We start from the raw sequence: 18,367 nt of genomic DNA, 5'->3' as shown, positions 1-18,367 counted from the left end.
CTCCATCGTAACAGCAGCTATATAACCCAAGCTAGCTGGGTTTAAAATATCCTAGGCAATTTTCAGTGCGTACCAACGCTGGTCACCGTCCCGACCCTTATCCAAGAGCTGATGTCCGTCAGTCGCTGCCATATGCGGAATGTCGATGTCAGCGAGCGGATCGGTGCAGATGATTTTCAAATGCGTCCCCGGTGACATCGTTTTGATGAGCTTACGAGCTCGGATGACCGGCAATGGACACTTCAGACCCGACGTATCGAGCAGGCGGTCGAACGAGATCTCGGTCATCGTGCTACGATATTCTCAACATCGCCTGGCGTCAGATAATAGCCATGCGCTCTGACGAGTGACGAGCCAGCCAGTTTGACGATCATATCTCCCCGCCCGAGTAGATCCTCTGCCCCACCCTCATCAAGGATGATCTGCGACTCCGAGGCCTTCTGAACCGTCAGAGCGATACGTGCAGGGATGTTGCTTCGGACCAATCCGCTGAACGTTTTCGCGTCGGGACGCTGTGTTGCAAGGATCAGATGGATACCGGCGGCTCGGGCCATCTGGGCAAGCCGAATGATCTCCGCCTCGACGCTGCGATCCTGCATGATGAGGTCCGCCAGCTCGTCGACGCAGGCGACAATAAAGGGCAGCCGGACACCCTTGGCAGCGAGATCTCCGATGTTGTTGACCCCCAGCTCGCTCATGCGTTCGTAGCGGGCATCCATTTCGGAGACGAGCGCCCGCAAGGTTTCCCGTGCTGCATCGGCGCCGACGGCGATCTCATCACGCCACAAGAACCGGCTCTTGGCGTAGATCGAGAACTCGACACGCTTCGGGTCCATCAGAGCGAGTTGGAGCGTTGCCGGCGTGTGCTTCACGATCAGCGAGCTGAGGATGGCGTGAACGCAAACGCTTTTGCCTTGGCCGGTTGCACCTCCCACGAGCAGGTGAGGGGCGGTCCGAAGATCGAAGAGCACCGGATCTCCGACCACAGTCATGCCGGGGCAAACCATGAGCTCGGCTCCGGCTCCACTTACGGCGCCTAGAGCCTCAAGGAACTCGATCTTGGACGCTGTCGTCCACGACTTAGGAGCCCGCGGGATATCGATGGTGACAGTTTTCGCCTCGTCACCGTGACCCAGTGCCGGCATCATGTCCCGTAGGCTCATGGCGAGCGCCAACCGCTCGAGGCCCTTCCGAAGCTTATCGAGCTGGTTCACGTCGCGCAGGGCCACCTTGTAGCGAGACAAGCGAGGACCGTGAACGACGCCTTTTACCTCGGCCCCGACGCCGATTTCTCCGAGTGCTTTTGTGAGCTGTGACGACTGATCTTCGGCAGAGGTGACGTTCGCCGCTGATGGCTTCTGTGTCCGCGCCGAGGTGCCCACGTCTGGGAGGTCCGCTCGACGCTTCACGAGCGTACCGACGAACTGATCGAAATTTTCGCCACTGCTGCGCCAGTCGTCGATCAGCATCGCGGCACCCCGATGCCAATGCTGCCGAAGAGCAGAGCGGAAAGCGTCCATTCCGTCCAACGCGATCCCATGGGATCGGGCGTGGGTCAGGATCAATCCGACCCAAATCGTCACATCGTCCTGTGAGAAGAGGGATGCGGCCGGGATCTCCAGGCCCTTCGCATCCACTGCCTCCCCATTGAAGGCGCCAAGCGATAAAGAGCGACCAATAGCCAAGCGAGCAACGGCCGCCTTTGTGGAGAGTCCGAGGACCTCCATGAGACTCTTGGTTTGCGCATCGGCCGCGGCCGAAGTCCGAAACCGCGACGACATGATCTGTTGGAGGTTGAGAACGCTCATTCCCCGCGCTCCGTGAAATAGGCGTCGGAGATTGCCGTGGTGCGGCCGATCCCATCCCCGACGTCGATGTGGTGCAGCAGGTATGTTTTCGAGACCGACTGGCGCAGGCGCTTCTCAAAGTCGGCGTCGATCTCCTCATCCTGGCTCAGGAGAATGACTTGGCGGCTTTTGTCGCTCGTCCAGTACCCGAGGATATTCTGGCGATGCCGGCTGTCCAAACGGCCCAAGGGCGTGTCGACGACCAGCGGCGCGCGAACGCCCGAAACCTTCGCCAGACCCGCGATCAGCGCCGTTGCAAAGATCTGATTTTCGCCGGCGGATCGGTCGAAGGTCAGAGGCTTTCCCGATTTGCTGAGGATTGTCGTAGACCCATCGTCGCCGATCTCAATCTTCGCCACTTGGCCCTTGTGGGCGAGCTGCTTGTAGACCTGCGTCATGCTGCTCGCGAGTTCCTTGACCTTCAACGGGAAGAGCGCGGGGATCACGGCCTCGATCACACGACGAACACGCTCCGAGCGATCAATGATCTCACGTGAGGGCGAGGAGTCGTCGAGCTTCTTCCTTTCGCGCTCGTATTCGGCACGCTGTGAATGGATTTGCGCATCCAGCGCGACCTTTCGGCGCTCGTCCTCCCGCCAGGTTTCCTCGAGCTCGGCTTGCCGGTCCTGAACCTTCTTCAGTTCGACACGAAGGGCGGTGAGCGTGCCATCGCGATCGATACCTTCTAGGCGCGAGATCTTCCGCCCGAGCTCGTTGATGCGATCGTCTGCCCCGCTCTGTTCGCGCAAGACCTCCTGGATTTCCTGCATGCCGAGCGACGAGCCGGCAAGCGCAGCGAGCGTCTGCGTCCGCTGTTCGATCGAGAGAAAATCGTAGACGATCTCGTCCGCACAATCGTCCGGTGGTGGGAAGAAGAGGCTCGCCCAAGCGGCCTGAATGCGCGAGCGGACCACCTCCTCTTGATCGTCGGTCAGAGGGGGATCGATCTTGTGCTCGGTCTGCCTGTCGTAGGCGCTTTGGAACTCACGTTGCCGCGGTTCCAAAGCCAGCTTCTCGTTCTCCCACTGGAAGAAGCGAACCTCCTCCTCGAGCTGGGTTTTGAAGGATGTGAACACGTCCTTCGACACGAGATGGAGAGGCAGTCGTCCAGCGAGGACTTCTTCCATGCGTCGATGGGTTTCGCGCAGACGGTTACGGACCTGCTCGCGCTCTTCAATCAGATCCTTGTAGGTTGCCGCATCTCCACCCCCACCCCCAAGCGAGGTGATGCGTTCCAAAAGCGACTGAAACTCGCCCTTCAGGGCCTCACGATCGCCTTTCACCTCAACGGACTTGCGCTCCAGATCCGATGCCAGACGCTCGTTTTCACTCAGTTGGGTGTAGAGGCTTTGAAGCCGATCCTCGTCGACGTTGGCGACACCGTCGCGTTTGGAGCGCTCAAAGCTCCGTAGACGCTCCGTAAGCGAGCGCAGCAGCACGACCCCGAGGAGGCCTTCGAGACCCTGCTTCACCTGCTCGACGCGGTTCTGATCGGCAAGCTTTTTGACCTCCTCTCCGTCGAAGAAGAAGAACGGTGCAATGTGGGCCGGCACGAAAAACTCGTCGATCACTTCCGCTAGATGGAAGCCGTTCCGACCATCCGACTTTGGCATTTCCGGAACACCGCGCACGATCTCCCGGTAGGTGACTTCCTCGTCGGTCCACGTCCCATTCGATCGGAAGTACCATTTGCGCGTGATCTCGGCGCCTTTGGTCTTGGTGCGCTGAACGACAACCCGCACCATCATTGTGTCTCGGCCGTCGCGGAGCGCTTCGCCGTTGAAGGCCTTCTCGAGGAAGGTCGGATAGCCCTTCTTCTCGTCGGTTTTCAGCCCCGCCCGAGCAAGGTGCGCCATCGCGTCCTTGCCGTATAGGCAAAGGTAGATCGCCTCCAGAATGGAGGTTTTGCCGAAGCCATTCAGGCCGCCAACGAGAACGATGTTCCGTCCACTTTCGGGTTGCGGGAACTCGAACTCCTGCCGTTGATAGGATTTGAAGCAGATCAGTTCGATTTTAGAGATCCACATCGATGCCCCCCATGTGATGCGGTCCCATCAGTCCATACGTCCCAGGATCTCCTCGATCCGTTGGTTGATACCGGCAGCACGCTCTTGGTGCTGACGAGCCCGCTGCAAGGCGACGAGTTCGGTCAGAACGTCCACCGGAACGCGATGCTCGGCTGCGATCGTCTCGAGGATCGCAGCGGCGTCCTCGTCCGCCCACAATGGCAGATCGCTCAGATTGATTTCATCGAGCGAGCTGTCAGACATTCGCAAGGGCGCCTTCGGTTTGGAGTTCTTCTGACCAGTGATGGTGGATGCGATCAACCTCGTCGTCGGTGATGAGGGGCTCGCCGAATTGCGATTGTACGTCCAAGAGGCGAGCGAGGATGTCGCGCCGAGCTTGGATCGTGAAGGGACCAGGAATATGCTTACCGTCCTGGTTGAAGGAGACCTTCCCGTTCCGGCGCACGATCTGGCGCATCTCGGGCTTGTTGCGGATGGACCGAAGCCAATCGCGGAACCCAAGGAGCGGCACATAGTGGTGCTGACCCGCGTCCACGAACCCCTGTAGGCTCTTGTCTTTCTCGACCACGGTGCAGGTCCAGCAACCGAACCGGCTGTTCGACGTGCCGCAACCAGGCGCTTCGTCGGCGCTAAGCACGACAGGACACTCACCCCCTTCAGAGTCCCGGTAGAGCTTGATTAGCGCAGTGTGGTCACCGCCCCATGGTGCATGATGGGTGCCAAGGATCTCCCACACGTCCTCGACCGCAAGGTCGACGATCGGGCGGTAGATGAGCGCTCCCGGGAGGCGTTCATGAGGTGAGAGATTGCTCCCGCGAGTGTTCCGCCACTTGTCGATCGATTTCTGACGAGACTGGCTCTCGTCACGGCGGACGCCGAGGACAACAATCGCAGCACTGGACTCCGAGACCTGCTGCTTAATGTAACCACTGGTCGGCTGGATCTTTAGACGGTCAGTGCACCAGCGCATGGTCATGTTCGGGCTCGGATAGCCCTTTCCGATCAGAAGCACCCAGAAGGTTTTGTCAGGATCGGGTTTGGTTCTAGCAACCGTGATCGGAAGACCGAGGCCATCAGCAGCCTCCGCGATCCGTTTTGTGACAACGTCCAGATGAGCAATGACAAGGGGCGACTCGACCATCGTATCGTTCGAAACGAGATGGATCGGCCGTGTCCGGCGAGATGGCGAGATTTGCAGGAGTGCTTCAAACACAGCGTGCGTGACGACCGTGCTGTCCTTACCCCCTGAGAAGCCGATGATCCACGGAAAGTCTTGCGTTTCCGAAAGGTACTCCGCCCGCACTGACGAAACGATCGAGTTCCACGTGTCCTCTATTGAAGGGAAATCGTCGAAGTTTGGCAGGGACTGCAGCATTCAATGCGAACTTTTGTTGGTGTGTGGATTGAGCAGCAACTCTGCCTGCTCGGATTTTTCACTCCGGCCGACAAACTCACTGACCGCACGACGAACCAGCCAAGCGGCTGATAGATTGAGATCGGCTGCCATTCGACAGAGCTCAGAATGTGCGTCTGGATCCAAACTGACGGACATACGCACCAAGTCTCGTCTTCCTTTCGGTCGGGCCATCGTACCTCCAGGAATCGTCGATCCTGCACCAGTGTGCACCACAAAACACCACGTGGGCGTGGAAGGCCATGGGCTGCTTGACGGAAGGTGATTGTTTATGCGGATGATCCACAACCAATAGGATCAGCGGATACAAGTGAGGCGGGACTTGAGCATTGAGGGGGGGCATGCGAGGCCGGAAAACGGGTTTGCCATCGTTTGGAATGAGCTAAAGCGTCGAACAAAGAAACCACGGTGGGAGGTAGTATACTGGACATACTTTCTAGCATCTGTATGTGTCCTAGGCGGTATTGGAATTATAATAGAGTTTGGTCGTTACTTTATAACAGGATCTATTGTTAATTCTGGTAGCATATACACGTCGATGGCGACCTTTTTTCCTGCGCTTATAGGGTCGTCGCTTATGCAAATGATGTTTGAGCCTGTCCCAAACCGTCGTCTTCATGCCTTTTCTTTTATGACTTTGATTGGAACATTTGGATTTGCCATCTACCTGAACGCATATGCTCAATACAAAGATGCTTTCCCATGGTTTGGTGTGATTGGGTTATGCTTACTTGCTCTTTGGATCTGGTGGATTTCGAACGCGGATAATATAGGGCTGTACGATAATCCACCTATAGATGCGCCAACAGGCGGAAGTGATCCGAATATTCAACTTCAGGGTGATACGAGCGGGTTTGAGCTATGACTGCAACTTATCCGTTCAAAACAAAAGCTCTACAAGTCGTGCAGCCTCTCGATACATATTACGTAGCTGTGATACCAGCAAATATACTTCTCGATGTCGCATTCAGCGATCGTCTGCGCGCTCGAGAGGACGATCGGGACGGTTATAGAGTCGAAGGAACGCAGCGGGCACGATCGGGTGCACGGCAGCCGCAAATCGAGGACTACATTGGGAGGACTGACTCAGCGTTTCCCAACTCAATTATCCTTGCAGCAAACTACGACGCAGAAACAGGACACCTACGAACTCAAGAACCTCCAGTTGATGATGGAGAGGAGCAACCGGAGACAATCTGGACGATTGATGATTTGGGTTCCGGCTGCTTCGAGTTGACAATTCCTACCGCAGAGAAGCTTGCGGGAATTATAGACGGTCAGCATCGTCTTGATGGATTTCGGAACGTTCCAAACCAAAGCCGGAAAGAAATGGATTTAATCTGCTCTGTTTTTATGGAGTTAAGCAAGCCATATCAAGCACAGTTGTTTGCAACCATAAATTCTACACAGAAACAGGTAGATAAAAGCCTTACGTATGAGTTGTTTGGCTACAATATTGAGGAAGAGGCGGAGGATAAGTGGTCGCCCGACAAATTAGCGGTTTTTCTTACAAGACGTTTGAACACTCAGAAAGAGTCCCCATTGCGCGGACGTATTTCCATATCGCCAAGGCGCGATCAGGCCCTTTCTGATTTAAACGCAAGTCGCGACTGGCATGTTTCTACAGCTACAATTGTTGAAGGCATCCTTAGATTAATTTCCGCAAATCCAAAGCGGGATACAAATGCAATGCTTACATCTCGGATTGGAACACGATCTATTCTCAAAGACGGTTCGAGGGATAGAACTCCAATGAGAAGCATATATATCAATGGGAATGATGCCGTCTTATATGGAGTAGTTCTTAACTTCCTAAAAGCATGTGATGAATGCTTCTGGCAGAAAGCTAGCCCCTCATCGTTCATAACAAAGACGGTTGGTATACAAGCGCTATTTGATATATTGAGAAAGCTTGCGCCAAGTGTGGTTGAAGAGCGCAAAGGTAAGGTATCTCAATTTGTTGAAATACTTGATCCTGCATCTCGTATTAATTTTTCTAGTGTAGAATTTAAGAATGCATCAGGTTCAGGAAGGTCCATGATAAGGCGGGCTATTGAAGAAGCCATCTTTTAATTAGGAGGCAGTATGGATCGTACAAAGAGCTCAGAGGTCATTTCCGCGTAGCCTCCTCTGAGCTCGCGTTCAAGCGAAGCTGACCGCTTCGCCACGACTCATATATATGATAATGTCCTTTATCAGACGCTCAGGGGTGTACCGTGCGATGACCGATCCGACCGACCCGAAGGCACCCCTCGTCGCGCCCGGCGCCCATCCCAAACGCGACGCCGCCAGAGCGCTGATCGAAGCGGCCGCTGGCACCAACCCCGTCACCGGTGCCTTCGCCCGCCTCTACCAGACCACCCATCCGTCGAAGACGGCGCAGGAGCGCGCGAGCTGGGAAGCGGCCACCACCGACCGCGTGAACGAGCATGGCGAGCAGCTCGATCGGCACGAGGACCTGCTGGCGCCGAAGCAGACGATCACCGGCCTGCCCGCGCAGCTGATCGCGCGCCTCGTCCAGGACTGCCCCGATGGTCTCGGCATGGAGTTCTACGATCGCGAGGATCTCTGCGCCCTGTTCCCCGACGAGGCCGAGCAGGTGGTCGAGGACGCCGTCTATGATCTGAAATCCCTTGGCCTCGTTCGCAGCTTCGACCGGATCGGCGCCTGGAGCATCGCGATCGAAGAGGACACCTACCGGCAGCTCGACGCGCAGCTGATGGGCTGGGACACGGATGCGGACGCGGTGGAGGTCGCGCAACTTATGCTGGCTGGCGACACCGGACACGCTCGCACGCTGCACGAGCAGACCGGATGGCCCAAGCGCCGCTTCAATCCGGCGTTCCGTAGCCTTCTGCCGCTCTTCCCGGCGGGGCGGGTTTCGCGCGAGTGTCAGGCGGACTATCCGACATCCTACGTCGCGTTGGTCGCCGAGGACAAAGCCGCGTTGCGGCGCTTCCTTGCGGCAGCGGACGCGCCGCGATGACCGCTCTCGCGACGATCGGCAGGTTCGACGTCTCGCCCCTCGTCGATGCAGCGGGTGAGCGCGCCTCGGTGCGCTTCCTCGAGTTCTTCGCCTCGCACATCCGCAACCCCAATACCCGGCGCGCCTATGGGCGTGCCGTCGGCGAATTCCTCAGCTGGTGCGAGGCGCACGGTGTCGCCTCGATCGCGGCCGTCCAACCACTGCACGTCGCCGGCTACATCGAGGAGCTGACCCAGGCACGATCGGCGCCGACGGCCAAGCAGCGCCTCGCCGCGGTCCGCATGCTGTTCGACTGGCTGGTGGTCGGCCAGGTCGTGCCGGTGAACCCGGCGGCCTCCGTGCGCGGCCCCTCGCACAGCGTGCGACGCGGCAAGACGCCGGTGCTGGATCCCCACGAGGCGCGCCAGCTTCTGGACGCGATCGATGTCTCAACGCCAGTAGGCCTGCGCGATCGGGCGCTGATCGGGCTGATGGTTTACTCCTTCGCCCGGATCGGGGCCGCGCTCGGCATGCGTGTCGAGGATGCCTACGTCCAGAACCGACGCCTATGGGTGCGCCTGCACGAGAAGGGCGGCAAGCGGCACGAGATGCCCTGCCACCACAATCTGGAAGCCTACCTTCATGCCTACATGGAGGGGACCGGGATCGCGGAGGACCGCAAGGGTCCGTTGTTTCGCACGATCGGGCGCGGCACAGGGCAGCTGACGCGCACCCCCCTGCCCCAGGCCAACGCCTATGCGATGATCCAGCGCCGCGCGATCGGTGCCGGCATCAGCACGCGCATCGGCAACCACACGTTCCGGGCCACCGGCATCACGGCGTATCTCAAGAACGGGGGCACGATCGAGAAGGCGGCCGCCATGGCGAACCACTCGTCGACCCGGAACACACAGCTCTACGATCGGCGTTCGGACGCGGTGACGCTGGACGAGGTCGAGCGCGTGCTGATTTGAGGTTGGCTGACGTTCAGCGGCAGATCGTTCGGCGTAGGATTTCCGCTACTGGTGCAGCCGTGCGTCGGCATCTCGCTCGCGACGCGGCTCGGATCGGGTTCGATGGCGACGAACGCGGTCGGCGTCCGCGCCGGCGTCAGGCGGATCGTGCGAGGGTGATGGCGCGACGGCCGTTGCGCGCCCTCACGGGTTCGGCGTCAATCTGCTCGATCAGCAACTCGCCAACCAACCCGCCATGCCGACGCAACGTCTCCGCGCTGCATCGGCGCGCGATCTGAACGGCCAAGTCGCGCATGTGAGCGCGCCCGAAACAGAACGCAGCCAGGGCCGCACGCCGGGACGGTTCCTGCGCATCCACCACCTCGGCGACGCGCTTCTCGGGCGATCGCAGCAGAAGGCCTAGAAGCTCCAGATCGACCGGGCAGGCCGCTTCGTTGGGGATGTAGCGGTTCGTCATGGGATCGGGTCTCTGGATGGACCCGCATCCATCATGGCGGGATGACCCAAGGCTGACGATAGCCGCGACCGGACAAGAAAAAGCCCGCTGCGGGGGAGGACCGAGCGGGCTAGGCTATGCATCAATCTGGGAGGAACAATGCCTATCCCTTATGCGGCACGCGGCTGGCGCAAGGCAGTCCCAGACGCGCATGGCTGATGCGCCTCAAGCGGGCGGGAGGGCACGGCATGAGCGACCGGCAGCCCGTCACTACGGTACCGAAAGATGCACCTGGATCCGGGCATACTGGCCCGGCAGGGTACTGGAGGACCGCCAGACGCCCACGTGCCGGGAGGTTCGTACTCCAGCCGCAGATGGCGCAGTCATGAACTGTAAGGGTGACGGACGGAGGGCGGACGCATGACGCTGCCCGATCGGTTCATGTGGCGCCCTCGGGACGTCCTGCGCAGCCTCGGCGACGCGCTGGACCTCGTTCCCTACCTCGTGCTGCTGGCCCTTCCGTTCGTGTTCGGCGCATGGGCGCTGGGTACGCCAGGCGTGTCGAACCCCGACAGCGTCTACGAGATCTGGTGGACTCGGGGTATGATCGCGACCGTCCTCTACGCGCCGTCCATGGCCGTCTGCGCACTGGTCGAGTGGTTGTCGCGACGACGCGGCTGGTGGCGGCTCCGCATCGGCGTCCGCCTGTTCCGCTGGGCGCACTTCCTGGCGGTGTACGGGCCGATCGGCGCGCTCTTCGCCTCGATCGCCCTGCCACCGGCATGGCAGCCGTTCTGATGGTCCCCGTCGCTACCCGCAGGGAGATCCTGGATGGGCTGCGCGCCATGCTCGACGGCATCCCCTACGTCGCGCTCCTCAGCCTGCCTGTTGCCGGCCTCATGCTGGCGGTTGCCATCCCAGGCAGCCTCGACCCGGGCGACGCGTACATGGCTTGGTGGATCGTCGGCTACTTCGCAGCCATGACGTATGTCCCGTCCATACTCGTCTGCGGGCTGGTCGAGTGGCAGGCCCGCAGGCGCGGTTGGAAGTGGACACGGACGGTCGTCCGCGTCGTTCGGTGGACGCACTTCCTCGCGGCCTTCGGACCTCCCATCGGACTGGTCGGGCACATGGCGCTGACCGACACCCTAATGCCCTTCTGAAGCCGATCACAGGCTGGACCCCGATTGTCCCTCGCTTGAGCATTCGTTGATCCGCTGAACTCGCGGGGCGCCGTTGGACTGGTTTCGACCCAACTCAGACACCTCCGGCGTTTCAACACTTTCCCCAAACCGGACATTCCAGGTGTCTGGGATCGTGATGACACGGATACTGGTTCAAGCGGCCGCCCTCATTCCAGCCTTGTGAGCATACATGCGCTCGTCTGCGCGGCGGGCGATCCCGTCGATCGTGTCGTGCGGACAGATCGCCGTGACGCCCACGCTCGCGCCGATGCGAGCGGTCCCCTGCGGTACAGTGATCGATGTTCCCAGCGCGTCCGAGATCCGCTCGGACACCATGCGGGCCCGATGGCGATCGCCGGACAGAAGCACGACGAACTCGTCCCCGCCGACCCGCGCCACGAACGCGTCGTCTCCTGCGATCACCGTGATTCGTTGCGCCGCGGCACGCAAGACCAGGTCCCCCGACTCGTGCCCCAACGTGTCGTTGACGGACTTGAACCGATCGAGATCGATGCCGAGCCAGTGGAGACCATCGAGCTTCTCCTGAAGCGCCTGCCGCACGACCGCTTCGAGCTGACGGCGGTTCCAAAGGCCGGTCAGAGGATCCGTCGTCGCGAGCCGATCGACGGAGCGACGGTCCAGCAACGCCTCGACCGCTCGTGCGTACTGCAGACGGCAGTGTCCCAGCACCGATACGATGCCGACAATCATCGAGACGGCGAGATACGTGCTGGTGGTATCGTTCAACGTCGTCAGAAAGATTGCCGGCACGGCCAGCGGGATTGTCGTTTGCGGATATCCCACCTTGGGCTGCAGGGCGACGTAGGGAATCGGGCCATACGCCATGCCCACTGCGGTCGCGAGCGCCCAATTCAGCATCGGCGAGTCGCCGCCAAGGATCACAAGAGCAGTGAACGCGGCGAACGCGACCGAGAGGCCAATGCCGCCGATGCCGTAGGCCGTTTGCCAACGGATCTGGTTGGGCCTCGACTGCGATCGGTCACCGAGCCACTCGTAGGTCTCGGCGACAGCAATCCGAACGATGCAGGCGAGCCAGACAGCAATCGCGCTGAGGATCAATGCGCGGGACGGCGACTGGTGGACGGCTGCAACCGTCGGCGCGACGGCGATGAGGACCATCCACCGGACGCCGGTGCGCGACTCGTACATGCGGGCCGTCAGGTCGGCGACCACATCGTCGGGTAGGTCTCGGTAGGCTGGTATGTTCGTGCGCGTCATACCAAAGTCTTCCCCGACGTCATGGGAAACTACGCAGCCCGACTTAACGGTCCGTTCCCATCCCACATACGCAGCCGAACTTCGTCAGCCGCTCATACGCTCGAACCCCTCATCCGCCAGGTGCAGCTCGAAGCCCCGATCGCGACCAACGGTTGGCTGAACGGCACCCGACGGCGAGCGACCGTCATGGCTCGAGGAAGCGAACTGCGCTGCCCGCTCCTGCATGGCATGGACCGGACGGTTAGAAAGCGGCGTGACGGAGATCGGAGGGCGTGACTGTACCGGAGTGACGGAAGCGTTCTTGGTCTCCTCCAAGGTGAAGAAGCCAGCCCGCTCGTTCAGCCGCGCTGCCTCCTCCGACAGTTGGCCCGAGGTTGCCGCCATCTCGTTGGCCGCCCCGGCATTGGCTTGCGTGACCTGATCCAACTGTTGAATGGCTTGGTTGATCTGCTCGATGCCGACCGATTGCTCACGGCAGGCCGCCGAGATCTCGGAGACAAGTTCCGCCGTGCGGTTGATGTCGGGAACCAAGGCGTCCAGCATTCGCCCGGCCTCTTCCGATGCCACCAGCGTCTCCTGCGAGAGCTGCCCGATCTCCGTAGCAGCCCCCTGGCTCCGCTCGGCAAGCTTGCGCACCTCGGAGGCTACAACGGCAAAGCCCTTCCCGTGGACCCCAGCACGAGCCGCTTCGATCGCCGCGTTGAGGGCAAGAAGGTCGGTCTGACGGGCGATCTCCTGGATGACCTGAATGCGCTCTGCGATCGTCCGCATCGCGCCAACGGACGCCGACACGGCGCCCCCCGTCTTCTCGGCTCGCGATGCCGCCTGCGTTGCGATCTTCTCGGTCTGGCCGGCATTGTCGGCATTCTGACGAACGTTTGCCGTCATCTCCTCGATCGCAGCCGACGCTTCCTCGCTGGCGGCCGCCTGCTCCGTCGAACCGGACGACAGCTGGTCGGCCGTGGCGGCCGACTGCGTCGAGCCCGACGCGACCTGAGCGGCCGATGCACGGACGTCGCCGACGATCTCGTTCAAATGCAGTCGCATCTGGCAAAGCTCGGTCAGGAGGTCGCCGATCTCGTCACGACGCTTGTGGACGATCCGATGCGAGATGTCGCCCGATCCGATGCGGCTGACGTTCTCACCCACGACAGACAAGCCGCGAAGGACGGATCGGGCCAGGAACCACGCGGCCAGGACGCCGATGGAGAAGGCCCCCGCCACAAGCGCGATCAGAAGCGTACGCGTCCAGCTATAGGTGGCCGCAGCCTCGGCAAGGAAGCTTGCGGCCCGCCCCTGCGCTCGCTCGTGGAGCTGAGTCAGACGATCGCTTGCCTTGGTGGCAGCCGGGATCTGCTGGTCATTGATGAAGGCCAGCGCATCCGCGCCCCAGTTGGCAGTACCTACCTCAGCCTGCGTTTGGTTCGAGGCATCTCGTCCTGGCGTGAGTCGAGCCTTCGCCGCCAGATCGAAGGCTTGGTCGGTGATGGCTTTCGTCGTCTGCAGCAGAGGCGCAAGGTCCGCCACCTCCGCCTTGCCGCTCGCGCTCTGGACGGCGCTGAGATAGCGCTGCAGCTGCTGATCGCTATTCGCCCAGGCGTCGTCGTAGCCTTGGCGGATGGGAGCCAATTCGGTGGCATCGGTTGCAAGCATCGCCCGCAGGATGGATCGCCGGGCGACCTGCAGTTCGACTTGCATGACCTCGATCGACTGCACTTGCTGGAAGGGCCGCTCGGCGAAGTCAGTCAAGACGTCGTTGGTGGACTGAAGACTGCGGATACCGAACACGCCGGCGGCAGCTGACAGGAAGAGGACGGCACCGAAGCTGAGGGCTAGCTTGGTCTTGATGGTGAAACGCATGTGAGGGAATCCAGAACGCGACTAGTTGGACGCGTTATGGCGTGGCAGGGGCTGTTGTGACCGGCTCCGCTACGTAGTCACCCTCAGACTTCGCTCGCATCAATAACAGTTCGTATTTGGTTAGTTCGCTTGCCAATCATTATCGGTTGTGAGTGTCACCCGCATGAATTGCAGCTGGCATCCGCGCGATACATCGATCAGGATCATGAACAGACAATATAGATCTGGCAGACGATGTGAGAGGCCTTCGCGGTCGAGTTCTTAACCCCGGCTCCTTACCGTTCCGTGCGGGAGGTATCCTGCGTGGATCTGCTACTCACCTGCCTTGGCGTCCTGAACGATCCGACCTTGCTGACGCTGGCGGCCATCGTCTGCGTGATCGGCGTGCACGGATCGTTCTCGGTTGCCCGGCAGGCAGGACGGTGCGAAGGCGCGGCGCGGCGCAAATGGGCTGTCCTGTCGCTCGTCGCCTCCGGCTGCACGGCCTGGGCCACCCACATGGTGGCCCTGCTCGCCTTCCAGCCCGGCATGCAGTCCGGCTTCGAGCCCGTCACAACAGTGCTCTCGCTCGTGCTGGCCATCCTCGGCATCGGGGCCGGACTGATGCTGACGCTGGGACGGCGCGAGCGCTGGCGACGCTTTGGCGGCGGTGTCGTGATCGGCCTCGGCGTCACGGTCCTCCACTATGTCGGTCAGGCGGCCTACGTCGTGCGCGGCTATGTTTACTGGGACCATGAACTCGTCGCGACGACCATCCTGATCAGTCTGCCCTTGTTCGGGCTGGCGACGCTGGCGTCCGTCGAGCGCAAGCGGATGGTCAACCTGATGGGCGCGCCCTTGCTGGTATCCGGCATCGGCATCCTGCATCTGGGGGGCATGGCCGCGATGACCCTGCAGTTCGACCCCCGCGTCCCGCTTCCCGCATGGACGGTCGCGCCCGAGCATCTGGCCCCGATCGTCGCGATCGTGTCGTTCGGTCTTCTGTCGATTGCCGTTGTCGGCGTGCGACTGACCCTCAACGCCAAGGCCAAGCTGCGCACCGAACGCATGCGCCTCGGAGAACTCGCCAACCTCGCGCTGGAGGGTCTCGCGATCTGCGAGGGAGAGCGGATCATCACCGCCAACGACAGCCTCGCCAAGCTGTCGGGTTTCCGGCGGGCCGAGCTGACGGGCATGACGCTCGGCACGCTTCTGCCCAAGCTCGACTGCCTGAGCCTGCCCGAGCGCGAGGAGACCGATGCCGATCTCCTGTCGGTCTTCGGCGACCTCGTGCCCGTTCGCGTGTTGCGCAGCGACGTGCGGCTGGCGGGACGCCTGCAGACCGTCATCGCCTTTCGCGACCAGCGAGAGCGCCTGCGCAGCGAGGCGCGCATCCGCACGCTCGCCTTCTCGGATGCGTTGACGGGCCTCGCCAACCGTCCCCTCTTCCACGACACGCTTGCCGAGCTGGTGGCGCGGAACCTGGCGGACGGCTCGCCCTTCTCGCTTCTCGTCGTCGATCTGGATGGCTTCAAGGGCGTCAACGACGCGCTCGGCCATGCGGGCGGCGACGCGGTCCTGCGCGTGGTGGCCGAGCGCGTGCGGACCCTGATCGAGCCCCCGCACCTCGTGGCTCGCCTGGGCGGCGACGAGTTCGCCGTCCTGCTGCATGGCAGCGCGGACCCGTTGCGGGCGACGGCGGTCGCCCAACGCATCATCGAGGCGATCGAGGAGCCGATCACGGTCGAGCACCAGATCGCTCACATCTCGGCCAGCGTCGGGGTCATGCCTTCGCAGGTCGAGCCCATCGGCGTAGCGGATCTGCTGGCTGGCGCGGACCTTGCGCTCTACGACGCGAAGGCGAACGGCCGGGCGCGCGTCAGATTGTTCACACCCGAACTGCGACAGGCTTCGAACGACCGACGCGGCGTTGCCGAGGACCTGCAGGAAGCGTGGGACGGGCGGCACTTCGAGCTCTACTACCAGCCGCAGGTCGCGCTGGACGATGGCCGCATCGTCGGTGCGGAAGCGTTGATCCGCTGGAACTACCCTTACGTGGGCGTGCTGTCGCCGGCAGCCTTCCTGTCGGTCCTGGAAGCCGGCCATCTGGCTTTGCCGGTCGGCGACTGGATCCTGCGGACGGCCTGCCGGGACGCCATGCGGTTGCGCAACGCCGGACAAGCCGACTTTCGCATCGGTGTGAACCTGTTCGCCGCGCAGCTGCGGGCCCCCGGCTTCGTCCAGCAGGTCGAGGACGTCCTTCGAGCGACAGGTCTGCCCGCGAGCGCGCTGGAGCTCGAGATCACCGAGAACATCGTCCTGCGCAACGAGCGGGTGATCGAGGCCAACCTGTCCCGTCTGCGCGCCATGGACGTGGCCATCGCCTTCGACGACTTCGGAACCGGCTTCGCGTCGCTGACGATGCTCAAGACGCTTCCCATCACCCGACTGAAGATCGACCGATCGTTCATTCGCGACATCGAGACGGACGAGAAGGACCAGGGCATCGTCGATGCGATCGTGCGCATGGCGCAAGGCTGCCGGCTCGACGTCATCGCGGAAGGCATCGAGACACCGGGTCAGGCGGATCGTCTGCGCGGACGCGTTGCCGAAGCGCAAGGCTACCTGTTCGGCAAGCCGATGCGGTTCGCAGCGTTCGAGGCGCTTTGCGGAACGCAATCACGTCGTTGCGACAAGCGGCTCATCGCATAGGCAAACTTAGCAAGCAAGGCTGAGCTGCTATACCGAAATGCTCAGCCTATGCCGTCCATCCGACATCCTGCGATCGATGAACGCTACGTCCGTTTTCTGCTCCCATGCACCGAAAGCGGACTGTCGGCAAACCACCCGGTTGGGCCAATCGGCGCCGGAGAAGCGGACACCCGGACGCGGTCCATCCGCATCCGGCCCTGCCGAGCCATTCTCAGCCTCATTCTCGGCATCCCAGAAGCCGACCCAGGTCTGGCCTACCCTGTAAGCCCGTCAATGAAACTACTGGATATATAGGTCTGCGCCGTTCCCTTGCGGGCCCGCTTGGCTGTGTAAAGAGCCGCATCTGCTTGACGAAGCAGCGTGTCGCCGTCGCCATCCGTCGTGCCCGACCAGGCGATCCCTACCGTTCCAGTGACGCGAGCGATATGCCCTGCCATGGACGTGAGGATGTCGAGATCGCGCAGCAAGCGGTCGATCATGGGCGAAAGTCTTCGGTGGTCGAAACTAGTGGGCACGACGATCGCAAACTCGTCGCCCCCCAAGCGACCAGAGAACCAACCCTCGTAGCAGGGCTGACGGAGACGATCGGCGACCTTCCGCAGCACGTCGTCACCTGCCGCATGGCCGAGCGCGTCGTTGACGCCCTTGAACCTGTCGAGATCGATGAGGAGCACCGCAAGCTCGTTGCCAGCAGAGCGGGCTTCGCGTAGGCGTGCGTCGAGCACGCGATAGAATTCGGCTCGGTTGGCAAGCCCGGTCAGACTGTCGGTCCGGGCTTGGCGCCGCAGCGTTTCCTCCATCAGATGACGATCGCTGACATCCTGGATCACGCCGATCAAGGCGACCGGCTGACCCTTGGACAACTCGATCTCGCAGGAAACGCGCACACGCCGCCACCGTCCCTTTGCGGTCATGAAGTCGGTATCCATCTCGAACGGCTCACCCGTATTGAGCGTCCGCATGACGGCATCCAGAAACGCCGTGCGATCGGGTTCCGGGAAGAAGTTCAGGATCTCGGCGGTTGGCACGCCAGCGCTGATTGGCAACTCATGAATGGCGAAGACCCCGTCCGACCAGGACGTCGTGTTCGAAGCGATGTCGTAGCGCCACGAGCCCATGTCCGCCATGTGCTCGGCCTGCTTGAACTGCCGGCGCTCGCGCTCCAGTCGCTCCACCGCAAGGCGCTGCCGCTCGGCGGCTTCGGCCGCCCACAACGCGACGGCCCGCGCTTCGATCAAAGCCTCTGCAAGGCAGGCCAGTTCGGACAGGACAGTCAGGTCCTCGTCGGTCGGCTCGCGCGGCTTGTCGTCAAGGACGCAGAGCGTGCCGATCGTCACGTTGTCACCGTTCGCCTGACGCACGCCGACCGGCACCCCGGCATAGAAGCGGATATGCGGCTCGCCTGTCACGAACCGGCTGTCCCCAAATCGCGGATCGAGGCTCGCGTCCGACACCGTCACCGGGGCTTCGCTCTCAAACACGGCGGTGCACAGGGCAGGCCCGCGCTCCGTCCAAGGCGCAAGCGGCCCGCAACGCGCCTTGAACCACTGCCTCTCGGGGTCGATCAATGTCACCGATGACATGCTTGTGCCCAACATGCGCTGCGCAAGCCTCGCCAACGCATCGAACTCGCGCTCGGGCGGCGTGTCGAGAAGGGCGATTTCCGCCAGAGCCTTCTGGCGCAACGATTCGCGCTGGTTGTCCGTCATGGATGTCCTTGAAGCCATCGG

General features: G+C 61.6%; 17 protein-coding genes. 7 read left to right on the top strand and 10 right to left on the bottom strand.

What is annotated here, in order from left to right; genetic code table 11:
* Positions 1-51: 51 nt before the first annotated feature.
* From BLQ76_RS20560 to BLQ76_RS21865, 6 genes are read right to left on the bottom strand one after another with little or no spacing between them, the layout of a single operon-like run.
* On the bottom strand, positions 52-288 hold the full coding sequence (locus tag BLQ76_RS20560; RefSeq protein WP_090677053.1) for a sulfurtransferase TusA family protein: 237 nt from the start codon (positions 286-288) through the stop codon (positions 52-54).
* Positions 285-1,808 carry a DNA translocase FtsK gene (locus tag BLQ76_RS20555; protein ID WP_090677051.1) on the bottom strand — a complete coding sequence of 508 codons (1,524 nt, stop codon included), beginning with the start codon at positions 1,806-1,808 and terminating at the stop codon, positions 285-287. Before BLQ76_RS20555 ends, BLQ76_RS20560 begins: the two co-directional genes overlap by 4 nt.
* Complete coding sequence (gene dndD / locus BLQ76_RS20550) at positions 1,805-3,874, bottom strand: DNA sulfur modification protein DndD (protein ID WP_090677049.1); 2,070 nt, start codon at positions 3,872-3,874, stop codon at positions 1,805-1,807. Before dndD ends, BLQ76_RS20555 begins: the two co-directional genes overlap by 4 nt.
* 27 nt (positions 3,875-3,901) lie before the next feature.
* On the bottom strand, positions 3,902-4,117 hold the full coding sequence (locus BLQ76_RS20545) for a DNA modification system-associated small protein (RefSeq protein ID WP_090677048.1): 216 nt from the start codon (positions 4,115-4,117) through the stop codon (positions 3,902-3,904).
* Complete coding sequence (dndC, locus tag BLQ76_RS20540) at positions 4,110-5,249, bottom strand: DNA phosphorothioation system sulfurtransferase DndC (RefSeq protein WP_090677046.1); 1,140 nt, start codon at positions 5,247-5,249, stop codon at positions 4,110-4,112. The genes BLQ76_RS20545 and dndC overlap by 8 nt, the downstream gene beginning before the upstream one ends.
* Entirely contained in the window at positions 5,250-5,381 is a 132-nt protein-coding gene (locus BLQ76_RS21865; RefSeq protein WP_244519756.1) for a hypothetical protein, read from the bottom strand.
* A 445-nt stretch (positions 5,382-5,826) separates the two neighbouring features.
* Between BLQ76_RS21865 and BLQ76_RS21860 the strand changes: the two genes are divergently transcribed.
* The 4 genes from BLQ76_RS21860 (at position 5,827) to BLQ76_RS20525 (ending at position 9,227) form a co-directional block, all read left to right on the top strand.
* The gene (locus tag BLQ76_RS21860) at positions 5,827-6,153 is read left to right on the top strand and encodes a hypothetical protein (protein ID WP_170842696.1); all 327 of its coding nucleotides are present in this window, start codon (positions 5,827-5,829) and stop codon (positions 6,151-6,153) included.
* On the top strand, positions 6,150-7,361 hold the full coding sequence (locus BLQ76_RS20535) for a DNA phosphorothioation-associated DGQHR protein 1 (protein WP_090677045.1): 1,212 nt from the start codon (positions 6,150-6,152) through the stop codon (positions 7,359-7,361). The genes BLQ76_RS21860 and BLQ76_RS20535 overlap by 4 nt, the downstream gene beginning before the upstream one ends.
* A 148-nt stretch (positions 7,362-7,509) precedes the next feature.
* Positions 7,510-8,274, top strand: coding sequence for a hypothetical protein (locus tag BLQ76_RS20530; RefSeq protein WP_139184079.1), 765 nt, complete (start codon positions 7,510-7,512; stop codon positions 8,272-8,274).
* Entirely contained in the window at positions 8,271-9,227 is a 957-nt protein-coding gene (locus BLQ76_RS20525; protein WP_090677040.1) for a tyrosine-type recombinase/integrase, read from the top strand. The genes BLQ76_RS20530 and BLQ76_RS20525 overlap by 4 nt, the downstream gene beginning before the upstream one ends.
* 136 nt (positions 9,228-9,363) lie before the next feature.
* On the opposite strand, the gene BLQ76_RS20520 is transcribed toward BLQ76_RS20525, so the two are convergent.
* On the bottom strand, positions 9,364-9,684 hold the full coding sequence (locus BLQ76_RS20520; RefSeq protein ID WP_090677039.1) for a hypothetical protein: 321 nt from the start codon (positions 9,682-9,684) through the stop codon (positions 9,364-9,366).
* A 399-nt stretch (positions 9,685-10,083) separates the two neighbouring features.
* On the opposite strand from BLQ76_RS20520, the gene BLQ76_RS20515 reads away from it, so the two are divergent.
* Together BLQ76_RS20515 and BLQ76_RS20510 are read left to right on the top strand one after the other, a co-directional pair.
* The gene (locus BLQ76_RS20515) at positions 10,084-10,461 is read left to right on the top strand and encodes a hypothetical protein (protein ID WP_090677037.1); all 378 of its coding nucleotides are present in this window, start codon (positions 10,084-10,086) and stop codon (positions 10,459-10,461) included.
* Positions 10,446-10,826, top strand: a complete 381-nt coding sequence (locus tag BLQ76_RS20510; protein ID WP_090677036.1) for a hypothetical protein — start codon at positions 10,446-10,448, stop codon at positions 10,824-10,826. Before BLQ76_RS20515 ends, BLQ76_RS20510 begins: the two co-directional genes overlap by 16 nt.
* Positions 10,827-11,000: 174 nt before the next feature.
* Here BLQ76_RS20510 and BLQ76_RS20505 read toward each other — a convergent pair whose 3' ends face one another.
* A complete protein-coding gene (locus BLQ76_RS20505) occupies positions 11,001-12,086 on the bottom strand; it encodes a GGDEF domain-containing protein (RefSeq protein ID WP_090677034.1) in 1,086 nt (361 codons plus the stop codon).
* Positions 12,087-12,170: 84 nt separating this feature from the next.
* Positions 12,171-13,946 (bottom strand): methyl-accepting chemotaxis protein, encoded by a 1,776-nt coding sequence (locus BLQ76_RS20500; protein WP_090677033.1) that lies wholly within the window; start codon positions 13,944-13,946, stop codon positions 12,171-12,173.
* Positions 13,947-14,249: 303 nt separating this feature from the next.
* Here BLQ76_RS20500 and BLQ76_RS20495 point away from each other — a divergent pair, with 303 nt between their 5' ends.
* Complete coding sequence (locus tag BLQ76_RS20495) at positions 14,250-16,637, top strand: bifunctional diguanylate cyclase/phosphodiesterase (RefSeq protein ID WP_090677030.1); 2,388 nt, start codon at positions 14,250-14,252, stop codon at positions 16,635-16,637.
* Positions 16,638-16,891: 254 nt separating this feature from the next.
* On the opposite strand, the gene BLQ76_RS20490 is transcribed toward BLQ76_RS20495, so the two are convergent.
* Entirely contained in the window at positions 16,892-18,346 is a 1,455-nt protein-coding gene (locus BLQ76_RS20490) for a sensor domain-containing diguanylate cyclase (RefSeq protein ID WP_090677028.1), read from the bottom strand.
* Positions 18,347-18,367: the final 21 nt, after the last annotated feature.

It is taken from the genome of Aureimonas jatrophae, from assembly GCF_900104035.1.
In the GTDB taxonomy this organism is placed as follows: domain Bacteria; phylum Pseudomonadota; class Alphaproteobacteria; order Rhizobiales; family Rhizobiaceae; genus Aureimonas; species Aureimonas jatrophae.
Note: the sequence above shows the minus strand (reverse complement) of the source record. Positions and strands in the feature narration are given on the sequence as shown.

Coding starts and splice junctions, on each gene's coding strand:
- BLQ76_RS20560 (WP_090677053.1), bottom strand. CDS start 288: ATGACCGAGATCTCGTTCGACCGCCTGCTCGATACGTCGGGTCTGAAG.
- BLQ76_RS20555 (WP_090677051.1), bottom strand. CDS start 1,808: ATGAGCGTTCTCAACCTCCAACAGATCATGTCGTCGCGGTTTCGGACT.
- dndD (WP_090677049.1), bottom strand. CDS start 3,874: ATGTGGATCTCTAAAATCGAACTGATCTGCTTCAAATCCTATCAACGG.
- BLQ76_RS20545 (WP_090677048.1), bottom strand. CDS start 4,117: ATGTCTGACAGCTCGCTCGATGAAATCAATCTGAGCGATCTGCCATTG.
- dndC (WP_090677046.1), bottom strand. CDS start 5,249: ATGCTGCAGTCCCTGCCAAACTTCGACGATTTCCCTTCAATAGAGGAC.
- BLQ76_RS21865 (WP_244519756.1), bottom strand. CDS start 5,381: ATGGCAGCCGATCTCAATCTATCAGCCGCTTGGCTGGTTCGTCGTGCG.
- BLQ76_RS21860 (WP_170842696.1), top strand. CDS start 5,827: ATGGCGACCTTTTTTCCTGCGCTTATAGGGTCGTCGCTTATGCAAATG.
- BLQ76_RS20535 (WP_090677045.1), top strand. CDS start 6,150: ATGACTGCAACTTATCCGTTCAAAACAAAAGCTCTACAAGTCGTGCAG.
- BLQ76_RS20530 (WP_139184079.1), top strand. CDS start 7,510: ATGACCGATCCGACCGACCCGAAGGCACCCCTCGTCGCGCCCGGCGCC.
- BLQ76_RS20525 (WP_090677040.1), top strand. CDS start 8,271: ATGACCGCTCTCGCGACGATCGGCAGGTTCGACGTCTCGCCCCTCGTC.
- BLQ76_RS20520 (WP_090677039.1), bottom strand. CDS start 9,684: ATGACGAACCGCTACATCCCCAACGAAGCGGCCTGCCCGGTCGATCTG.
- BLQ76_RS20515 (WP_090677037.1), top strand. CDS start 10,084: ATGACGCTGCCCGATCGGTTCATGTGGCGCCCTCGGGACGTCCTGCGC.
- BLQ76_RS20510 (WP_090677036.1), top strand. CDS start 10,446: ATGGCAGCCGTTCTGATGGTCCCCGTCGCTACCCGCAGGGAGATCCTG.
- BLQ76_RS20505 (WP_090677034.1), bottom strand. CDS start 12,086: ATGACGCGCACGAACATACCAGCCTACCGAGACCTACCCGACGATGTG.
- BLQ76_RS20500 (WP_090677033.1), bottom strand. CDS start 13,946: ATGCGTTTCACCATCAAGACCAAGCTAGCCCTCAGCTTCGGTGCCGTC.
- BLQ76_RS20490 (WP_090677028.1), bottom strand. CDS start 18,346: ATGACGGACAACCAGCGCGAATCGTTGCGCCAGAAGGCTCTGGCGGAA.